A 17,505-nucleotide genomic window follows, 5' to 3' on the forward strand; every position below is an offset into this window, starting at 1 on the left:
GCTTCTCGAATAAAAAAAGGCGCCGGCCGCAATCGCTGCGGGCCGGCGCCGTTGATCAAGCATCCATCGACATCATCGGGTTCTATTAATAGAACTTGTAGGTGGCGCGGAAGTTGAAGGCGCGGCCGATTGGGCTGGCTGCGCTGCTCAGATAACCGTTGCTATACAGGCTGCTGTTGGTCACAGGCGGCTTGGAATCGAGCAGGTTGGTGATGCCGGCGGTGAGCGACAGGTTTTTGAAGCCCGTGTAGGTCGTGGTCCAGTTCCAGTTCTTGTACGAGTTGATGTCGCGCCAGTACTGCTGCGCCACCAGGTTCTGGTCTTCGTACTTCGAGTTGTAGTTCTGGGTGAAGGTGCTGTTCCAGTTGCCCATCGCCCAGTTGAACTTGGCCACGTGCTTCCAGCGATAGGTGATGATCGGGAAGCTGCTGGTGGTGCCGTTCGACGCCAGGCCGAAGCGGCCGACGTTCGACACGTAAGGGCTGCCGTTGTCGAGCTGATTGTCGAACTGCGTCAGGTAGGTGCCGTCGATCGATACCTTGAAGTCGCCGAACGAGGTGCGCGGGAAGGCGTACGACGCCGAGACGTCGATACCGGCAGCCTTCTGTCCACCCAAGTTCATGATGGTGTTGCGGATGAAGTTGATGGTGCCGTCGGCGTTGCGCACGAAGTAGGGCGCGTACTTGACCGGATCGAGGAAGTAGACCTGTTCCGGCAAGTTCGCCAGCATGTCGGTCATCTTGATGTTCCAGTAGTCGATCGACACCATCGAGGTGGCGGTCGGCTCGAACACGGTACCGAAGGTGAAGCCCTTCGATTTTTCCGGCTGGACGTCGGCATTGCTGCCGGTCTGGCGCGGCAGCTGCACGTTGCAGACGGTCGCGGCGACGTAGCCTGGTTGCGCGGTGCCGGTGCCGGCCACGCCTGGACGGCCGCCCGGGCACAGTACCGGATCGTCCCAGCGCGCCGAGGTCAGGCCGGTGGCGCCCGGCAGGCGGTAGCCGTAACGGTCGAACAGGGTCGGCGCGCGGAAGCCGGTGTTGGCCGAACCGCGGAACATCAGCTGCTTGGTCGGCTCATAGCGGAAGCTGACCTTCGGATTGATGGTGTTACCGAAGTCGCTGAAATAGTCGTCACGCACGGCGACGTTGACATTCAGTTTTTTGGTGAACGGCATATCCAGTTCGGCGAACAGCGCGGCGACATTGCGGCCACCTTCGCCGTGCGACGGGCTGGCGTTGGCGTAGGTCACTTGGCGCACGATGTCGAGGCGAGTGTCCTCGTTGGTGTCGCGGCTGAAGCTGGTGCCGACGGCGACCGCCATCGAGCCACCGCCCAGTTCCATGACGGAGCGGCTGGCGGTGAGGTCGACGCCGGTGAAGGTGCTCTTCGACTCGCGGTTCTTCTGGCCGTCGACGTTGATGCTGGCCAGGTAGGCGCGGCCTTCGGCGTCCTGCAGGCCGAACGGATTGAGCTGGCCGTTGCGCAGGCCGTCGAGCAGGCCCTGGCCGGTGAAGTAGCCGTTGTCGTAGTAGTTGTCGCGGTTGGAGATACCGATCACCAGGCCGGTCTTGTAGTCCCAGCCCTTGACGGTGCCTTCGGCGGTGATGGCCACGCGCTGGTTCAGCTGCACGTCCTTGGTGGCGGCGGCGCCGTAGTCGGCGACGGCCCAGGTGGGGATCAGGGTGGCGCCGTTCAGGCCGGACATCGCCGGCACGCCGCCGCTGTTCCCCGGATACCATTTGCTGGTCGATGGCAGCTGCGGCTGGACGCCGTTGACGGCCAGCGCGTTGGTTGGATTGCGGGTGCCGATGATATGCTCCTCGCCGCGCGAGTAGTCGATCGAGACGGTGTGGTCTTCGCCGAGCTTTTTCGAGGCGCGGGCGTAGAACGTCACCTGCTGGTTTTCGTACAGCGCGTTGCCGTATGCGCTGTTGTCGATCACGCAAGTGCCGGCGCGGCCCGGGAGCGAATACGGCGCCACGCAGCCGGTGGCGGCGTACGGATTGCGCGCGGTGCGGTTGGTGGCGGTGGTGAAGTTGGCCGGCGTGGCGTTGCCGCCGGTGCCCAGGTTCGGCGCGCGGCCGATGCTGGTCAGCAGTTCCGGGGAGCTCAGACGGGCGCGGTCGCTCGCGGCCAGGGCCGAGCGCTTGTGCGCGTCGATCGTGCCCCAGATACTCCAGCCGTCGCGTTCCAGATTGCCCTTACCCCAGGTCAGGGTGCCGCGTTCCTCTTCGCCGCCGCCGCGACGGCCCACTTCCACGTGCTGCGCGGTCGCCTCCAGGCCTTCGTATTGCGTGCGGGTGATGAAGTTGACCACGCCGCCGATGGCGTCGGAGCCGTAGATCGACGAGGCGCCGTCGCGCAGGATCTCGACGCGCGCGATCGCGCTCATTGGAATCACGTCCAGGTTGGCGTAGCCGTCGGCGATCGCCTCGTTGGCTAGGCGGCGGCCGTTCAACAGCACCAGGGTGCGGTTCACGCCCAGGCCGCGCAGGTTGATGTTGGTGCCCGAGCCGGCGTTGGACGGCGCCAGCGATGCCGACTGCGGCAGCGCCATCATCAGGTCGGCCAGCGTGGTCATGCCCTGCTTGACCAGGTCTTCGGCCTTGACGGTGCTGACCGGCAGCGACGCCTCGGTGGCCAGGCGCTTGATGCTCGAACCGGTCACTTCGACGCGCTGCATCGGCGCCTCGGCTTCCTGCGCCAGCGCGGCGGTCTGGTTGGCGAGCGTCAGCACGGCCAGGGTAATGGCCGACAACAGCAGCCGTGGTTGTGCGGATCGGTTTTGGACCGGGTGCTCGGGCTTGATCATTCTAGTCTCCTTCGTCTTTTTGAATAAAGTTATACGTCTTGCCGCGACAGCAATGAACGTGAGTGGAGCACCTCGCGTACTCCGTGCCGTTGAGACGAGGGTCGCTGTGCGGGCACAGTCCGGGGTCGCAAACGGTCAATAACTTGATTACTTTTTTTTAGCGGGCAGCATCAAGGCCGCTCCTGCTTTACTGCGGTACTGCAAATCGGTGAATATTCGTTTGAACAGTCGGTTGAACATTAGCCGCGCGAGAACGTGCGGGTCACCCGTTCCAGGTGCGCGCGCATCGCCTTGCGCGCGGCCGCCGGATCGTGGGCGGCGATCGCCTCCAGGATGCGGCGATGGTCCTTCAGCGTTTCCTGGCGCAGTTCCTCGGTCTGGAAGTGTTCCTTGAGCTTGTGCCACAGGCGGCCGCGCTGGTCCCACAGATAATCGAGGGATCCCACCAGCGCGCTGTTGCCGGTGGCGCGCGCGATAGCGATATGGAAGTTGCGGTCGGCCGCCTCGTTGCTTGAGTAATTGGAGTGGTTCTGTTCCATCTCGACGACCGCCTTGAGAATGGCGTCGATGGCGCTGTCGGTGGCGACGCGGGCGGCGATGGCGGCGATTTCCGACTCGATCAGGCGGCGCGCGGACAGCACTTCGAACGGACCGGGGCCGGCTTCGGGCAGATCGGCCGGGGTGGGGCGCTCGCTGACGTAGACGCCGGAGCCGCCGCGCACCTCGATCACGCCGCCCAGTTCCAGCGCGATGAGCGCTTCGCGCAGCGAGGCGCGGCTGACACTGAGCTTGGTGGCAAGGTCGCGTTCCGACGGCAGGCGCTCGCCGGGGGAGATGTGTTCGTCGCGGATCAGTTCCTGGATACGGTCGGCCACGAGACGGTATAAGCGCGTCTCCGGCGTGGTGCCGTCATTGGCCGCTAAAGTTCTCTTCAGCATCGTTCTTGTCTCTTAATGTTATGGTCGTGGCGTTTTTGATATTGCCATCTGGTCAGGCCATTCTAAGGTGGTCTGACCAAAAGGGCAACGTGGACTAGCCAAATTTATTTTTAGCTGTCATACTAAATTCGTCAGGTAACCGCTTTCCAACCGTGTTTTCCCGATGAGGAACCTCGAAAAACACGGTAGAATCAGGGCTGTAAGGTTGTGGCGCCCCGGATACACACAGAACGCTGGCCGGCCAATAATCAAATTGGTCTGACCAATTTATGCTACCAAAAAACAACGTTAGCCGGGCAGAGACTCCCGGAAAGGAAGCCAGAATGATGCCACCGACTAGCGCCGCCACGCCGCGCTACATCCTCATGCACGACAACGACAACGTCGCCATCGTTGTCAACGACGGCGGCCTGCCCGCAGGCGCCGTGTTCGATGACGGCTTGACGCTGTTGGAAGCGGTCCCGCAAGGCCACAAGGTCGCGCTGCGCGCCGTCGCCAAGGGCGAGGCGGTGATCCGCTACAACGTCACCATCGGCTTCGCCGCCGACGACCTGCCGGCCGGCAGTTGGCTCAACGAGCAGAATGTGCAGATGCCGGACGCGCGCGAACTGGTCAACCTGCCGATTTCGACCCGTTTGCAGCCGCCGGCCGAACCGCTGGAGGGCTACACCTTCCAGGGCTTCCGCAATCCGGACGGCAGCGTCGGCACCCGCAACATCCTGGCCATCACCACCACCGTGCAATGCGTATCGGGCGTGGTGGAATTCGCCGTCAAGCGGATCAAGGAAGAACTGCTGCCCAAGTATCCGAACGTCGACGACGTTGTGGGCCTGGAGCACACCTACGGCTGCGGCGTGGCGATCGACGCGCCGGGCGCGATGATCCCGATCCGCACGCTGCGCAACATCACGCTCAATCCGAACTTCGGCGGACAGGCCATGGTCGTCAGCCTCGGTTGCGAGAAGCTGCAGCCGACGCGCCTGTTCCCCAAGGGTTCGATCCCGATCCAGAACGGCGGCGGCACAGAGCCGGCGCTGGTGTGCCTGCAGGACGCGCAGCATGTCGGCTTCATGTCGATGATCGACTCGATCATGAAGCAGGCCGAGGCCAACCTGATCAACCTGAACAAGCGCCAGCGCGAAACCGTGCCGGCCTCCGAGCTGGTGGTCGGCGTGCAGTGCGGCGGCAGCGACGCCTTCTCCGGCGTGACCGCCAATCCGGCCGTCGGTTTCGCCACCGATTTGCTGGTGCGCGCCGGCGCCACCGTGATGTTCTCCGAAACGACCGAGGTGCGCGACGGTATCGACCAATTGACCTCGCGCGCGGCGACGCCGGAAGTGGCCGACGCCATGATCCGCGAGATGGCCTGGTACGACAATTACCTGCAGCGCGGCGGCGTCGACCGCAGCGCCAACACCACGCCGGGCAACAAGAAGGGCGGGCTGTCTAACATCGTCGAGAAGGCCATGGGCTCGATCGTCAAATCCGGCAGCAGCGCCATTTCCGGCGTGCTGTCGCCGGGCGAGAAGCTGACGCAAAAAGGCTTGATCTACGCCGCCACGCCGGCCAGCGATTTCATTTGCGGCACACTGCAGCTGGCCGCCGGCATGAACGTCCATATCTTCACCACCGGCCGCGGCACCCCGTACGGCCTGGCGGAAGTCCCGGTGATCAAGGTCGCCACCCGCAACGACCTGGCCAACCGCTGGCACGATCTGATGGACATCAACGCCGGCCGCATCGCCAGCGGCGAGGCCACCATCGCCGATGTCGGCTGGGAGATGTTCCAGCTGGTGCTGGACGTGGCCAGCGGCCGCGAAACGTGGGCCGAGAAGTGGAAGCTGCATAACGCGCTTGTGCTGTTCAACCCGGCGCCGGTGACCTGACGCGCGGTTTACCCTCAGCGCTTTACACTCAACGATCATCCTTCAATAAAAACCGAACGAGAGACACACAACAATGAGTAAGCCATTCAAACGATTGCTGCTGACCGGCGCCGCCGGCGGCCTGGGTAAAGTTCTGCGCGACCGCATCAAGCCCTGGGCCGATGTGGTGGTGCTGTCCGACATCGCCGACATGGGCGAAGCGCGCGAGGGCGAGGAAATCATCCAGTGCGACCTGGCCGACAAGGCTGCCGTCATGAAGCTGCTGGAAGGCGTGGAGGCGGTACTGCACTTTGGCGGCATCTCGACCGAGAACACGTTTGAAAACATCATGCAGGCCAACATCCTCGGCACCTACAACCTGTACGAGGCGGCGCACAAGCAGGGCACCAAGCGCATCATCTTCGCCAGCTCGAACCACACCATCGGCTACTACAAGTGGACCGACTACATCGACGCCGACAGCCCGACCCGCCCGGACAGCTTCTATGGCGTCAGCAAGTGCTTCGGCGAGTCGCTGTCGCGCTACTACTACGACCGCACCGGCCTGGAGACGGTGTGCCTGCGTATCGGTTCGTCGTTCCCCGAGCCGGCCAACCCGCGCATGCTGGTGACCTGGTTGAGCTACGACGATCTGGAAGAGGCGCTGCGCTGCTCGTTGTTCACGCCGCGCGTCGGCCATACGATCCTGTTCGGCGCTTCGGCCAACCCGGCCAGCTGGTGGGACAACAGCAAGGCCGCGCACCTGGGCTTCGTGCCGAAGGATAGCTCGGTGCAGTTCTCCGACAAGTTCCCGGACACCGGCGTGTATCCGGCGGCTGACGATCTGGCGACCGTTTATCAGGGTGGCGGGTTCGCCGCCGTCGGACCGCGCTACAAGGACTGAGGCGGCGCGTAGATGGCGGATTACGGCTTCGCCTAATCCGCCCTACGTGTTTCCGTGGATACGCGTATTCGCGTATCCACAATCGGGTGGTGTTTCCGCAGTCCTGCAAAGATTGACAAGCGACGCACGAAGAACACGGAGACACGTAGGGCGGATTAGCGCAGCGTAATCGGCCATGCGTGCTCCGTCGGCGGCGCATGCATGGCCGATTACGGCGTTCCGCCCTACATCTGCGCGGTCACCATCGCGGCGTTGTAGGCCGCGTGCACCAACATCGGCGCCAGCAGCGTCTTGCTGCGCTCATACACCCAGGCAGTACACAATCCCACCACGAACACCGGCAACAGCGACAAGGTGGGATGCACCGCAGCGAAAACGGCGGCGCTGATGACGATCGCCTGCGCGGCCGGCATCGAGCGGCGCAGCCCACCAAAAATCAAACCACGGAAGATGAACTCTTCGCACAGCGGTGCCGCCAGCACGGTGAGCGCGAACAGCCATAGGCGCGTGTCGGGAGCAGGCGGCAGCGCCGGCAGCAGTCCCGCCAGCGACGAGTGCTTCAACGCGTACAGATAGCCGAAAGCGACGGCGCAGCTGACGACGATGGCGACGGCGGCGTCCCGCAGCGATGCGCCGAGCCGGATGCCGCGCCATATCGCCGGCACGTTCGCCGTCTTGCTGCGCCAGTAGATCAGCCGCACCAAGGCGTAGACCACCAGGCCGGATAAGCCAAAGGCCAGCGTGATGACATCCAACCCCGGCGCCTTGGCGTCATCCGCGAGCACCAGCACCAGGATGCCCTGCATGATGAAGAAGGCTGTGGCGGCGATCAAACCGTCCGAGGTCGACACGCGCGCCGGCTGCGCGGCGGCCGGGTCGAGCAGGTAGGGCAGGGCGTCGCGCGCCTTCTGCCACAAGGCTAGCGCGAAGGACGCGGTCAGCACCATCGTGATCAGCTTCTGCGCCCAGTTGTCGCTATAGATCGACCAGGTGTAAAAGCTTGCCAGCAGCATGTACAGGTAGGCGTAGGTAGGCCGCACGCGGGTACGCACTTCCACCGCCGTCGGGTCGCAGGCGAAGACGCCGAGCGAGACGGCGATCATCGAGTAGATCGGAATACCTGCTAGTACCGTCAGCGCCAGCACCGGCGCGCGCCAGTCCCACGTGTCGGTATGCATGGCGGTAAAGGCCAGCACGATCAACGGGTAGGTCATCGCCAGCACGCCCCACAGCTTGGCCTTTTCCTTCAACACGCTTTCCATCGAGCGCGGCACGGTGTATAGCAGCCAGAGGACGTGGCCCTCGTTGTTCAGCGTCTGGAAGGCCGACAGCATCAGCACATAGACGCCGATGCCGAACGCGATCGCGGCGGCCGCCGTGTGGTGCTGGCCCAGCTCTCCCATACTGTTCAGCGTACCGTTGAACACCACCTGGCTGCCGACGATGATGACCGGCAGCAGCAGCGTTTGCACGAGGAAGTTGCGGTCGCGGCTCAATAACCGCAGTTCGCGGCGCTGGATCGTCGACAGCAGCGATCCGACCGCCGACAGCGCGCCGGCCGGCGCCTTGGCGGCGACAGCCTTGCCGCGCGTGCTCTCGCGCGAGCTGGAGCCGACCACGCCATTGCGCAGCTGGTAACGCATCAGCGCCACGCCGCTCCACAACAGCACGACGAGTTGCGCCACCAGCAGCGCGGCGGCGGACGCGAACTGCGCCAACGTCTGCGCCTGTATCGCTTGCAGCACCACGCCCGGCGGCGTCCAGGTCATCCAGGACGGGAAGCCGGCCGCCCATTCCATCGCGAAGCCGTCGGCGCGCGGCATGCCGAGCGCCATGACCAAATAGATCAACGGCATATTGAACAGCGACGCGATGGCCTGCAGATTGCGCAGCTGCGACGCCGGGAGCCACATGCGCAGGCCTGTGTCGGCCAGGGTGTGCAGCAGCGCCGCCAGCGGCAGCAGCAGCGCGGTCGCCAGCAGCGCGATCGGCAGCGCGGTCCACTTGAAGCCGGAGTACCAGGCGATCATCAGGTACGGCGCGGTGAGGGCGACGATGCCCGCGCTGTTGCTGGCGCTGCGTTCGAGCAGCCGTCCCCACAACAGCGTGGAGCGCTTGATGGGCAAGGTCACCAGCCACTCCAGATCCCAGTCCGGCTGCGCCATTTCCTTGCTGCCCAGCGGTAGCAGCACGGCGACCGCGAACAGGATCGCCAGCTCCATCGTCAGCCCGTTGAGCAGCGTGGGATCGAACGGCGCCGCATGCAGTTCGGCGGCCGCGATCTCGACGTCCACATGCCGCTGTCCCTGTTTGTCCACGCTCTGGCACGCGCTGGCTTCGACCAGCCGGCACTGCATGTTGACGATCACCGTGCGCGCCAGGCTGCCGAACGAGAACGAGAACAGCAGCGCCACCACCAGCGTCAGTATCCACATGTTGCCGCGCTTGGCGGCGATGCCGTCGCGCGCGTTTTTCTTTTTGAACCGGTTGAACATGGCGCTGGCCATGATCTGGTTGACCTGGCGCGTCAGGCGCATTTTCGCCATCAGCCAGATGGCGCGCGCCGCCGTCGGTTGCCGCATCATTGTGGAGTCTCTGCGCCGGCTTCGTCGGTGATCTTCAGGAAGACGTCTTCGAGCGAACCGCTGGCGGCGGCCTTGGCGCGGATCTCGTCGAGCGTGCCGGTGGCCGCGAGTTCGCCGCGATGGATGATGCCGACCCGGTCGCACAGCTTCTCGGCCATGTCCAGCAGGTGGGTGGAAACGAAGATGGTGACGCCTTGCGCGGCCGCCGCCAGCAGGCGCTCCTGCACTTCGCGCGAGGCGCGCGGATCGAGGCCGTTGATCGGTTCATCGAGGATCAGCACCGCCGGTTCGTGGATCAGCGCGCAGGCCAGGCCGAGGCGCTTCTTCATGCCCAGCGAGTAGTTGACGGCGTAGTCCTCGCCGGCTTCCCGCAGGCCGAATTCGTCGATCAGGCGCGCGCCGCGCTCGGCCGCCTCTGTGCGCGAATAGCCGTGCATCTCGCCGACGAATTGCAGGATCTCGCGCCCGCGCAGGTAGTCATAGAAGATCGGCGTGTCGGGCAGGTAGCCCACGCGGCGTTTGACCTCGGTCGCCTCGGCGTGACAATCGAGGCCGTCGATGAGCACCTTGCCGCCGCTCGGCACCAGGATGCCCATCATCATGCGGATGGTGGTGGTCTTGCCGGCGCCGTTGGGACCGAGGAAGCCGAACACTTCGCCGCGCCGGACGGTCATCGACAGCGGTTTGACGGCGTCGAAACCGCCGTAGGTTTTGGACAGGCCCTGGAATTCGATCATGAGGTCTTCGCGGCCACGGCGGGCTGCAATGTTAAGAAGTTGATATCCATCATAACATCCGTCGCGGCGCGGAAGATAGTCGATGATCGACGGCGGATTTACGGTGCCTTGTACAGGCTCATGCCGAAGCGTTCGGTGCGCGGCAGCCAGTTGCCCTTGATGTCGGCCGAGGCCAGCACGCGCTCGGCGCGGCCGATCAGCAGCGCGCGCGGCACCAGGCCGATGTAGCGCGAGTCCTCGCTGTTGTCGCGGTTATCGCCCAACATCATGTACTGGCCCGGCGGCACGGTGACGGGCGCGAAGTCGCGCCGCGCGATCACCTGCGGCAGGATCTGGATCGCGTGGCTGCGACTGTCGCCGCCCAGCGATTCGCCCAGGCGCACGGCGTCGATGTCGCCGACGCCGGCCAGGGTTTCGGTGGCGGTGCCGATCGGCGCGTAGTCGGCCGGCTGGCCGTTGATGACCAGGCGCTCGTTGCGCATCTCGACGCGGTCGCCGGGCAGGGCGATGATGCGCTTGATCAGGCGCGTGCCGTTCTTCGGCGACGAGAAGGTGACGATGTCACCACGCTTGGGTTCGCCGGTGGCGCCGAGCACGATGTCGGTCAGCGGCACCTTGACGTTGTAGGCCAGGCGGTTGACGAAGACGACGTCGCCCTCGAGCAGGTTGGGGCGCATCGACGCGGACGGGATCGGATTCCAGTCCGCGACGGCGGTGCGGAAAATCCCGAACAGCATCAGGAACATCAGAAAGCCTTTATTCGCGCGCAGCCATTTGTTCATCACGTCTCCGATTTGTGTGGGGTGGGGGAGATGTCATCATGTGGTGAAAAAATTAATCCGGGCTTAGTGTGGTTTTTTCTGCACCTGCGCGCTGCCGACGCCGTGGCGGCGGCCTTCGCTGACGGCGGTGACGGTGCCGTCCGGGTTGAACACCAGCGCGTTGGCGGCGCCGATTTCCTCCGGCGCGGCGCTCCATCGCTGGCCGCTTTTTTCCAGCGCGGCCGCTTGCGCGCCGCCCGGGAAGCCAGGCTCCACATCGGTCGCTTCGCCGTTGCGCTCGGACAGGCGCGGCGCGTTCAACGCGTCCGGCATGTTCATGCCCAGGTCGATGTGATTGACGATCGTCTGCAGCACGGTGGTGATGATGGTCGCGCCGCCCGGACTGCCGATGGAGAACGCCGGCTTGCCGTTCCTGAACGCCAGCGTCGGCGACATGCTGCTGCGTGGCCGCTTGCCCGCCTCCGGCACGTTGGGACGCGGGCCGGAGAAATCGAAGTCGGTCATCTCGTTATTGAGCAGGAAGCCGTAGCCCGGCACCACGATGCCGCTGCCGCCCCAGTCTTCGATTGTGTAGGTGTAGGCGACGATGTTGCCGTCCTTGTCCGACACCGTCAGGTGCGTGGTGTGCGCGCTTTCCTTCAGCATTTTGATGGCGGTGGCGGGGCGCAAAGGCACGCTCTGGTCGGACTGGAAGGGGTACGGATCGCCGGCCAGCGCCGGCCTGCGCGCCCGCGCCGGATCGATCTGCTGGCGGCGCAGCGCGGCGTAGTCCTTGCTCAGCAGGCCGGCGACCGGCGCCTCGACATATTCCGGATCGGCCAGATAGGCGTTGCGGTCGGCGAAGGCCAGGCGGCTCGCCTCCAGATACAGGTGTTCGGCCTGCGCGCGCGGCATCGCTTTCAGGTCGTAGCCTTCGAGGATGTTGAGCGCCTCGGCGATGGCGATGCCGCCCGAACCGGGCAACGGCATGCCGTAGATGTCGTAGCCGCGATAGGTGCTGTGCACCGGCTGCCGCAGGCGCGCTTCGTAGTTGGCCAGATCGGCCAGGGTCATGTTGCCGCCCCGGACCCGCACGCCGGGCGCCGTAGCCGGCCGGTTGACCGCGTCGACCACGGCGCGCGCCATTTTGCCCGAGTAGAAAGCCTTGACGCCGCCGGCGGCCAGTTCGCGATACGCCTTGGCCAGGCCGGGATTGCGCAGCGTGCCGCCGGCCGCGATGGCCTCGCCGTTTTTCAGGTACAGCGCGGCGGTGGCCGGGAACATGCCGAACTTGGTTTTGTTTTCCCCCGCCATGCGCGAGAAATTCTCGCTGACTTCGAAGCCGTTGGTGGCGACCGCGATGGCCGGCGCCAGCACCTGCTTGAACGACATCGAGCCGTAGCGGTCCAGCGCCTCGTGCCAGCCGCGCACCGTGCCCGGCACGCCGACCGACATGCCGCTGTCGCGCACGGTCTCGAACTTCATCGGCGCGCCGTTATCCTGGAACACGGTGGGCGTGAAGCCGGCCGGCGCCGTTTCGCGATGGTCGATGGTGATGACGCGCTTGTCCTTGGCCAGGTAGATCACCATGAAGCCGCCGCCGCCGATGCCGCAGCTGAACGGATCGGTTACGCCCAGGGTGGCGGCGGCCGCGACGGCGGCGTCGATGGCGTTGCCGCCCTGGTTGAGGATGGCGAGCGCCGCTTTCGACGCCGGCTCGCTGATCGTGGCGACGGCGCCGCCGGTGCCGGTGGCGACCGGGGTTTTGGTCCATGCCGCGGACGGCAGGACCAGGGTGACGATAACGGAGTAGAGGAGGACGGTGCGGGCGGGACGGGTTGGAGGTGTCATAAGGGGCGCGGTGTCGGGTCCGAGGGTGGCGTGTTGCTCACTCTCAAGCTTACCCGATAATCCGGCGCCGGTTCATTTTTGGCGGGCACCGCTTGCGGCTCTACGCCGGCCAGGGCGAAGGTCAGGCCGTCCTGGGTCACGCTCTGTTTGCCGTTGGGCATGCTGTCCGACAGCACGAAGTTGCTGGTCGTGCCATCCGCCTTGGTCAGGGTGAAGCTGTAGCTGATATAGCCGGCCCAGACGCAGACGGCGCCGACGCGGCAGCGGCTGTCGTTGACGCGCTCGAGCTTGACGGTGGGCGCGGTGGCGCCGCCGGCGATGCCCTGGGTGGCGGCCGGGGCGATGACGGCGCTGGCGCCTTGTTGCAGCACGTAAGTTGTGTTGAACGGTTTGTTGGCGGTGGCGCCGGCCGTGGCGCGGCTGTTGGCGGTGCCGCAGGCGTACAGCATGGCCATGACGCCTATTAGCAAGGGCAGAACGATCAGCTGCCGCAGTATTGTCTTGATCATGTGCGACCTCTTGAATGCAAAGTGGCCGTTAGCTTAGCAAAAGTATCATTTTGACGGCGCACGAACCGCATGCCGCCGTGGTTTGCTCAAATAGGGCCACGCGGGGTGGATAAGCTGCGTAGAATGTCTGCTCTGAATTATTTTTGGATTAAAGACATGAAAAAAACTGGCCTGGCGAAGAGTGATGCCAAAAAATTGATGGGCAAGATGGCCGGGCCGAGCGCGGCGACCTTCGGCAAAGTGGCCGAGGTGGTCGACAAGCGCGAGCAGCGCCGGCGCGATCAGGCGGCCGGTTTGGTGCCGTTCGCGGTCAAGCTGAATGGCGAGTTGGTGGCGCAGCTGAATGCGCAGGCTGCCGATCGCGGTGTGGATATGAACCAGTTGGTGGCGGAGTTGCTGGCCAAGGGGCTGGCGGCTTAAGTCCTTGGCGGCGCTTGGCGGCTTACGGCGTGCCGCCTGATCCGCCCTGCGTGTCTCTGTGGCAAATTTATGCCGCCTAATAAAAATGCCGCGCGGTTCGCACCGCGCGGCATTTTTTGTGCTCCAGCCCGTTACGTTTACACGTAGGCGGCCAGCGAGCCTTTCATTTTCTTCAGCGCGGCCGATTCGATCTGGCGGATGCGCTCCGCCGATACGCCGAACTCGTCGGCCAGCGTGTGCAGGGTGGCGCCGGAGCCGTCGTCGTTGGCCAGCCAGCGCGCTTCGACGATGCGGCGCGAACGTGGATCGAGCTTGCCCAGCGCCTGTTCCAGACCTTCCGATTGCAGGCGGGTGACTTGTTCCGCTTCCAGCACGCGGGTCGGCTCGCTCTGCTCGGACGACAGGTAGGCGATCGGGGCGAACTTGTCGTCCTCGTCGTCGTTCGGCGATTCCAGCGCGATGTCGCGACCGCTCAGACGGGTTTCCATCTCGATCACTTCTTCGCGTTTGACATCCAGCAGCTTGGCCAGGCTGTCGATCTGCGCCGGGCTCATCGCGTCCAGGCCGGTCTTGTGGCTGCGCAGGTTGAAGAACAGCTTGCGCTGCGCCTTCGTCGTCGCGACTTTGACCAGGCGCCAGTTTTTCAGGATGTACTCGTGCATCTCGGCCTTGATCCAGTGCATCGCGTACGACACCAGGCGTACGCCCTGGTCCGGGTCGAAACGCTTGACGGCTTTCATCAGGCCGATATTGCCTTCCTGGATCAGGTCGGCGTGCGGCAGGCCGTAGCCCAGATAGCCACGGGCGATCGATACCACCAGGCGCAGGTGCGACAACACCAGCTCCTGCGCGGCGCCCAGGTCGTTGTTGTCCTTGAGGCGCTTGGCCAGCGAGATTTCATCGTCGTGCGTCAGCATCGGCAGGCGATTGACGGCGGAAATATAGGCGTCCAGGTTCCCCAGGTTGCCAGTGAACCCGAGTCCTAAAGCGCCCTTGTTGGTGGGGACCAACGCGGCAGGTGCGGACATCATAGTCATTTTCATTCCTTCGCTCGAAATTGCCAAGTCTCGTAGTGCCCAGAGGGCCACAAAGACAGAAAATATTGCTTAATTACCATTTCTGCGGAGTGTTATGAACTCTGCAGTTTTCATATATTAGCACTCTCCTCGGTTGAGTGCCAATCACCTTATTTTTATCGCCACGATAGTGAAAATACTATCGGGTTGGTATGAATAATGGCTTTTGATAAATCAAGCATGCGCCACGGAGCTTAGGCCTGACTTAATGGTGGTTCGGGGAGATGATTGCATGATAGGCGGGCGCGACGACCGTTTCCGTGCGCGAACGCACGGAAAGGCCGACGGAATTAACTCAGCAATTAATTCAGGCGGGACAGGTGGCGCTGCACCGACAGCAGCGCGGCGATCAGGCCGAGGCCGGCAGACAGGGCCAGCAGGCAGGCCATCATCACCGGTTGCAGCGGCGCGAGCTGGAATTCGGACGCATACAACCTTGCAAATTCGGCAATCGCGGTGTTCAACGGGCGCAGCGCCAGCGCCACGGCGCCCAGCGCCAGTCCGCCGGCGCACAGTCCCAGCAGTGCGCCGGTGTAATAGAAGGGCCGGTGGATGAAGCTGTCGGTCGCGCCGATCAGCTTGGACACCAGGATTTCCTCCCGCTGCGTCATTACCTGCAGGCGGATGGTGTTGAAGATGACGGCCACCACCACCGTGCCGAGGGTGACCGCCAGCAACAGCAGTCCCAGGTGCAAAATATTCAGCAGCGCGGCCAGCCGCTTGACCCAAGCCGAATCGACCTGCACCGTGTCGACGCCGGGCAGGGCGCGGATCTGCTCGGCCAACTGGTCGACGTCGCCGCCGGACTGCGCCAGACGGAAGGCGTCCAGTTTGAGCACATAGCTGTCCGGCAGCGGATTTTCGCCCAGCGTGGTCAGCACGTCGGCCAGGCCGCTTTTCTCGCGCATGCTTTCCAGCGCTTTTTCACGCGAGGTGAAGATGATCTTGGCTTGCTTGTCCGGCAAGGTCTGGCGCAGCTGCACGGCCAGCGCCTCGGCCTGGTCGCGCGGCGTTTCCTGTTTGACGAAGACGCTGATTTCCGGATCGACCGACAATTGCTCGGACATCGGACGCACATTGTCGAGCAGGGTCACGCCCGTGAACGGCAGGGCCAGCGCGATCGCCACCACGATGATGTTGAACAGGAAACTGCCCGGCGAACGGCGCAGATGGACCAGCGCGGCGGACAGCGCGTAACGGTGTTGGCGGAACCAGTACGTCATGCCGCCACCTCCAGTTGACCCTGGTTAAGATGGATGACGCGCGCGGCCGCGTCGAGCATCTGCTCGTCGTGGCTGGAAATGAGGCAGGTGACGCCGACCGAATGGAAGGCCTTGAGCGCGTCGAGCACCTTGTTGGCGCTGGCACGGTCGAGGTTGGCGGTCGGTTCGTCGGCCAGGATCACTTGCGGCCGGTTGACGATGGCGCGCGCGATCGACACGCGCTGCTGCTCGCCGCCGGACAGGGCCAGCGGTTGCGAGTTGGCGCGGTCGGCCAGGCCGACCTTGTCGAGCGCGGCGCGGGCGCGTTGTTCGGCCTGGTGGTGCGAGGCGCCCGTCACCAGCAGCGGCAACATGACGTTGGCAAGGATGGTGCGGTCGTTGAGCAGGCGTTGTTGCTGGAAGATCAGACCGAGATTGCGGCGCAGAAACGGCACGGCGGCCGGCTTGATGCGGGCGATATCCTGGCCGTTGACGATGACGTGGCCGGACGTGGGCCGCTCGATGGCGGCGATCATCTTCAACAGCGTGGATTTGCCGGCGCCCGAGGGGCCGGCAAGAAACACCAGTTCGCCTTTTTCTACCGTGAGCGAGATGTCGCGCAGCGCCATCGCGTCGGGGGAGTATTGTTTCGAGACGTTCCGGAATTCGATCATGTAATGGGGGTTATCCGAGCAAATTAGGGGAGCAAAGCGTCGACGAACTCGGCGGCCACGAACGGCTGCAGGTCTTCGATTTTTTCGCCGATGCCGATGAAATACACCGGCACCGGGCGCGCGCGGGCGATCGCCGCCAGCACGCCGCCCTTGGCGGTGCCGTCCAGTTTGGTGATCACCAGGCCGGTCAGCTTCAGGGCGTCGTCGAAAGCTTTCACTTGCGCCAACGCATTTTGCCCGGTATTGCCGTCGATAACCAGCAGCGTTTCGTGCGGTGCGCCGTCCATGCCCTTGCCGATGACGCGCTGCACCTTCTTCAACTCTTCCATCAGGTGCAGCTGGGTCGGCAGGCGGCCGGCGGTGTCGATCATGACCACGTCCAGGCCGCGCGCCTTGCCGGACTGCACGGCGTCGAACGACACGGCGGCCGGGTCGCCCGACGCTTGCGAGATGACGGTAATGTTGTTGCGCTGGCCCCAGACCATCAATTGCTCGCGGGCGGCGGCGCGGAAGGTGTCGCCGGCGGCCAGCAGCACCGATTGGCCGTTCGATTGCATGTGCTTGGCCAGCTTGCCGATGGTGGTGGTCTTGCCGGCGCCGTTGACGCCGGCGATCATCATCACCATCGGCTGATGGCGGCCCAGTTCGAATGGACGCTGGAGCGGGGTCAGCAGCTCGACCATCAACTGCTTGAGCGCGGTCTTGACGGCGGCGGCGTCGAGCAGCTTGTCGTCCTTGACCTTTTGCCGCAGGGCGTCGAGCAGGTATTCGGTGGCGTCGACGCCGGCGTCGGACATCAGCAGCGCGGCCTCGAGCTCGTCGTACAGGTCGTCGTCGATCTTGGCGCCGACGAACAGCAGCGACAGGTTATTGGAGGTTTTGGACAGGCCGGCCTTCAGCCGCGTCATCCACGACTGCTTTTGCGCCGGCTCCTCGATCGGCATCAACGCTTCCTGGACGTAGCTGTCGACGATGGCGGGGGGAGCGGGGGTGGAAACAGGGCTGCCTACGGGCGCCGGCGCGGGGATCTGGACCTCTGGCGCCTCGGGGGCGACAGGTTTTTTCTTGAAGAAACTAAACATGGATATGTGGTTGGGGGCGCTTCAAGCTGATGCCCGGCAGCGCCGGACACGGGGAAATACGGCTATTTTACCAGAGCGTGGCCGGG

The 17,505-nt window shown here is 64.3% G+C and carries 14 protein-coding genes; 3 read left to right on the forward strand and 11 right to left on the reverse strand.

Going from position 1 to position 17,505, the window contains the following annotated elements:
* Positions 1–85: 85 nt before the first annotated feature.
* Both AC07P1_RS25265 and AC07P1_RS25270 read right to left on the reverse strand, forming a co-directional pair.
* The gene (locus tag AC07P1_RS25265) at positions 86–2,815 is read right to left on the reverse strand and encodes a TonB-dependent receptor plug domain-containing protein (RefSeq protein ID WP_494698423.1); all 2,730 of its coding nucleotides are present in this window, start codon (positions 2,813–2,815) and stop codon (positions 86–88) included.
* A gap of 239 nt (positions 2,816–3,054) precedes the next feature.
* A complete protein-coding gene (locus tag AC07P1_RS25270; protein ID WP_463452551.1) occupies positions 3,055–3,753 on the reverse strand; it encodes a FadR/GntR family transcriptional regulator in 699 nt (232 codons plus the stop codon).
* A gap of 323 nt (positions 3,754–4,076) precedes the next feature.
* On the opposite strand from AC07P1_RS25270, the gene garD reads away from it, so the two are divergent.
* Positions 4,077–5,639, forward strand: coding sequence for a galactarate dehydratase (garD, locus tag AC07P1_RS25275; RefSeq protein ID WP_494698424.1), 1,563 nt, complete (start codon positions 4,077–4,079; stop codon positions 5,637–5,639).
* Positions 5,640–5,712: 73 nt separating this feature from the next.
* Entirely contained in the window at positions 5,713–6,522 is an 810-nt protein-coding gene (locus tag AC07P1_RS25280; protein ID WP_494698425.1) for an NAD-dependent epimerase/dehydratase family protein, read from the forward strand.
* 224 nt (positions 6,523–6,746) lie between these two features.
* On the opposite strand, the gene AC07P1_RS25285 is transcribed toward AC07P1_RS25280, so the two are convergent.
* From AC07P1_RS25285 to AC07P1_RS25305, 5 genes are all read right to left on the reverse strand, one after another.
* Positions 6,747–9,107: a CPBP family intramembrane glutamic endopeptidase gene (locus AC07P1_RS25285; protein WP_494698426.1), complete on the reverse strand. Its 2,361-nt coding sequence runs from the start codon at positions 9,105–9,107 to the stop codon at positions 6,747–6,749.
* Positions 9,104–9,844 (reverse strand): ABC transporter ATP-binding protein, encoded by a 741-nt coding sequence (locus tag AC07P1_RS25290; RefSeq protein WP_494698427.1) that lies wholly within the window; start codon positions 9,842–9,844, stop codon positions 9,104–9,106. Before AC07P1_RS25290 ends, AC07P1_RS25285 begins: the two co-directional genes overlap by 4 nt.
* Before the next feature lie 98 nt (positions 9,845–9,942).
* On the reverse strand, positions 9,943–10,626 hold the full coding sequence (gene lepB, locus AC07P1_RS25295) for a signal peptidase I (RefSeq protein ID WP_494698428.1): 684 nt from the start codon (positions 10,624–10,626) through the stop codon (positions 9,943–9,945).
* A 63-nt stretch (positions 10,627–10,689) separates the two neighbouring features.
* Positions 10,690–12,456 carry a gamma-glutamyltransferase gene (gene ggt / locus AC07P1_RS25300; protein ID WP_494698429.1) on the reverse strand — a complete coding sequence of 589 codons (1,767 nt, stop codon included), beginning with the start codon at positions 12,454–12,456 and terminating at the stop codon, positions 10,690–10,692.
* Entirely contained in the window at positions 12,453–12,965 is a 513-nt protein-coding gene (locus tag AC07P1_RS25305) for a hypothetical protein (RefSeq protein WP_494698430.1), read from the reverse strand. The genes ggt and AC07P1_RS25305 overlap by 4 nt, the downstream gene beginning before the upstream one ends.
* A gap of 156 nt (positions 12,966–13,121) precedes the next feature.
* On the opposite strand from AC07P1_RS25305, the gene AC07P1_RS25310 reads away from it, so the two are divergent.
* Positions 13,122–13,385, forward strand: a complete 264-nt coding sequence (locus AC07P1_RS25310) for a hypothetical protein (RefSeq protein ID WP_494698431.1) — start codon at positions 13,122–13,124, stop codon at positions 13,383–13,385.
* Between the two features lie 137 nt (positions 13,386–13,522).
* Here AC07P1_RS25310 and rpoH read toward each other — a convergent pair whose 3' ends face one another.
* From rpoH to ftsY, 4 genes are all read right to left on the reverse strand, one after another.
* Positions 13,523–14,416 carry an RNA polymerase sigma factor RpoH gene (gene rpoH, locus AC07P1_RS25315; RefSeq protein ID WP_494698499.1) on the reverse strand — a complete coding sequence of 298 codons (894 nt, stop codon included), beginning with the start codon at positions 14,414–14,416 and terminating at the stop codon, positions 13,523–13,525.
* 347 nt (positions 14,417–14,763) lie between these two features.
* On the reverse strand, positions 14,764–15,684 hold the full coding sequence (gene ftsX / locus AC07P1_RS25320) for a permease-like cell division protein FtsX (RefSeq protein ID WP_494698432.1): 921 nt from the start codon (positions 15,682–15,684) through the stop codon (positions 14,764–14,766).
* A complete protein-coding gene (ftsE, locus tag AC07P1_RS25325) occupies positions 15,681–16,337 on the reverse strand; it encodes a cell division ATP-binding protein FtsE (protein WP_494698433.1) in 657 nt (218 codons plus the stop codon). The genes ftsX and ftsE overlap by 4 nt, the downstream gene beginning before the upstream one ends.
* A 23-nt stretch (positions 16,338–16,360) precedes the next feature.
* Positions 16,361–17,419, reverse strand: a complete 1,059-nt coding sequence (gene ftsY / locus AC07P1_RS25330) for a signal recognition particle-docking protein FtsY (protein WP_494698434.1) — start codon at positions 17,417–17,419, stop codon at positions 16,361–16,363.
* Positions 17,420–17,505 lie beyond the last annotated feature (86 nt).

The organism is Duganella sp. GW821-FHT07F09, from assembly GCF_059418705.1.

Excerpts from the sequence above, each read along its gene's own strand:
- AC07P1_RS25265 (WP_494698423.1), bottom strand. The coding sequence starts at position 2,815 with ATGATCAAGCCCGAGCACCCGGTCCAAAACCGATCCGCACAACCACGG.
- AC07P1_RS25270 (WP_463452551.1), bottom strand. The coding sequence starts at position 3,753 with ATGCTGAAGAGAACTTTAGCGGCCAATGACGGCACCACGCCGGAGACG.
- garD (WP_494698424.1), top strand. The coding sequence starts at position 4,077 with ATGATGCCACCGACTAGCGCCGCCACGCCGCGCTACATCCTCATGCAC.
- AC07P1_RS25280 (WP_494698425.1), top strand. The coding sequence starts at position 5,713 with ATGAGTAAGCCATTCAAACGATTGCTGCTGACCGGCGCCGCCGGCGGC.
- AC07P1_RS25285 (WP_494698426.1), bottom strand. The coding sequence starts at position 9,107 with ATGATGCGGCAACCGACGGCGGCGCGCGCCATCTGGCTGATGGCGAAA.
- AC07P1_RS25290 (WP_494698427.1), bottom strand. The coding sequence starts at position 9,844 with ATGATCGAATTCCAGGGCCTGTCCAAAACCTACGGCGGTTTCGACGCC.
- lepB (WP_494698428.1), bottom strand. The coding sequence starts at position 10,626 with ATGAACAAATGGCTGCGCGCGAATAAAGGCTTTCTGATGTTCCTGATG.
- ggt (WP_494698429.1), bottom strand. The coding sequence starts at position 12,456 with ATGACACCTCCAACCCGTCCCGCCCGCACCGTCCTCCTCTACTCCGTT.
- AC07P1_RS25305 (WP_494698430.1), bottom strand. The coding sequence starts at position 12,965 with ATGATCAAGACAATACTGCGGCAGCTGATCGTTCTGCCCTTGCTAATA.
- AC07P1_RS25310 (WP_494698431.1), top strand. The coding sequence starts at position 13,122 with ATGAAAAAAACTGGCCTGGCGAAGAGTGATGCCAAAAAATTGATGGGC.
- rpoH (WP_494698499.1), bottom strand. The coding sequence starts at position 14,416 with ATGATGTCCGCACCTGCCGCGTTGGTCCCCACCAACAAGGGCGCTTTA.
- ftsX (WP_494698432.1), bottom strand. The coding sequence starts at position 15,684 with ATGACGTACTGGTTCCGCCAACACCGTTACGCGCTGTCCGCCGCGCTG.
- ftsE (WP_494698433.1), bottom strand. The coding sequence starts at position 16,337 with ATGATCGAATTCCGGAACGTCTCGAAACAATACTCCCCCGACGCGATG.
- ftsY (WP_494698434.1), bottom strand. The coding sequence starts at position 17,419 with ATGTTTAGTTTCTTCAAGAAAAAACCTGTCGCCCCCGAGGCGCCAGAG.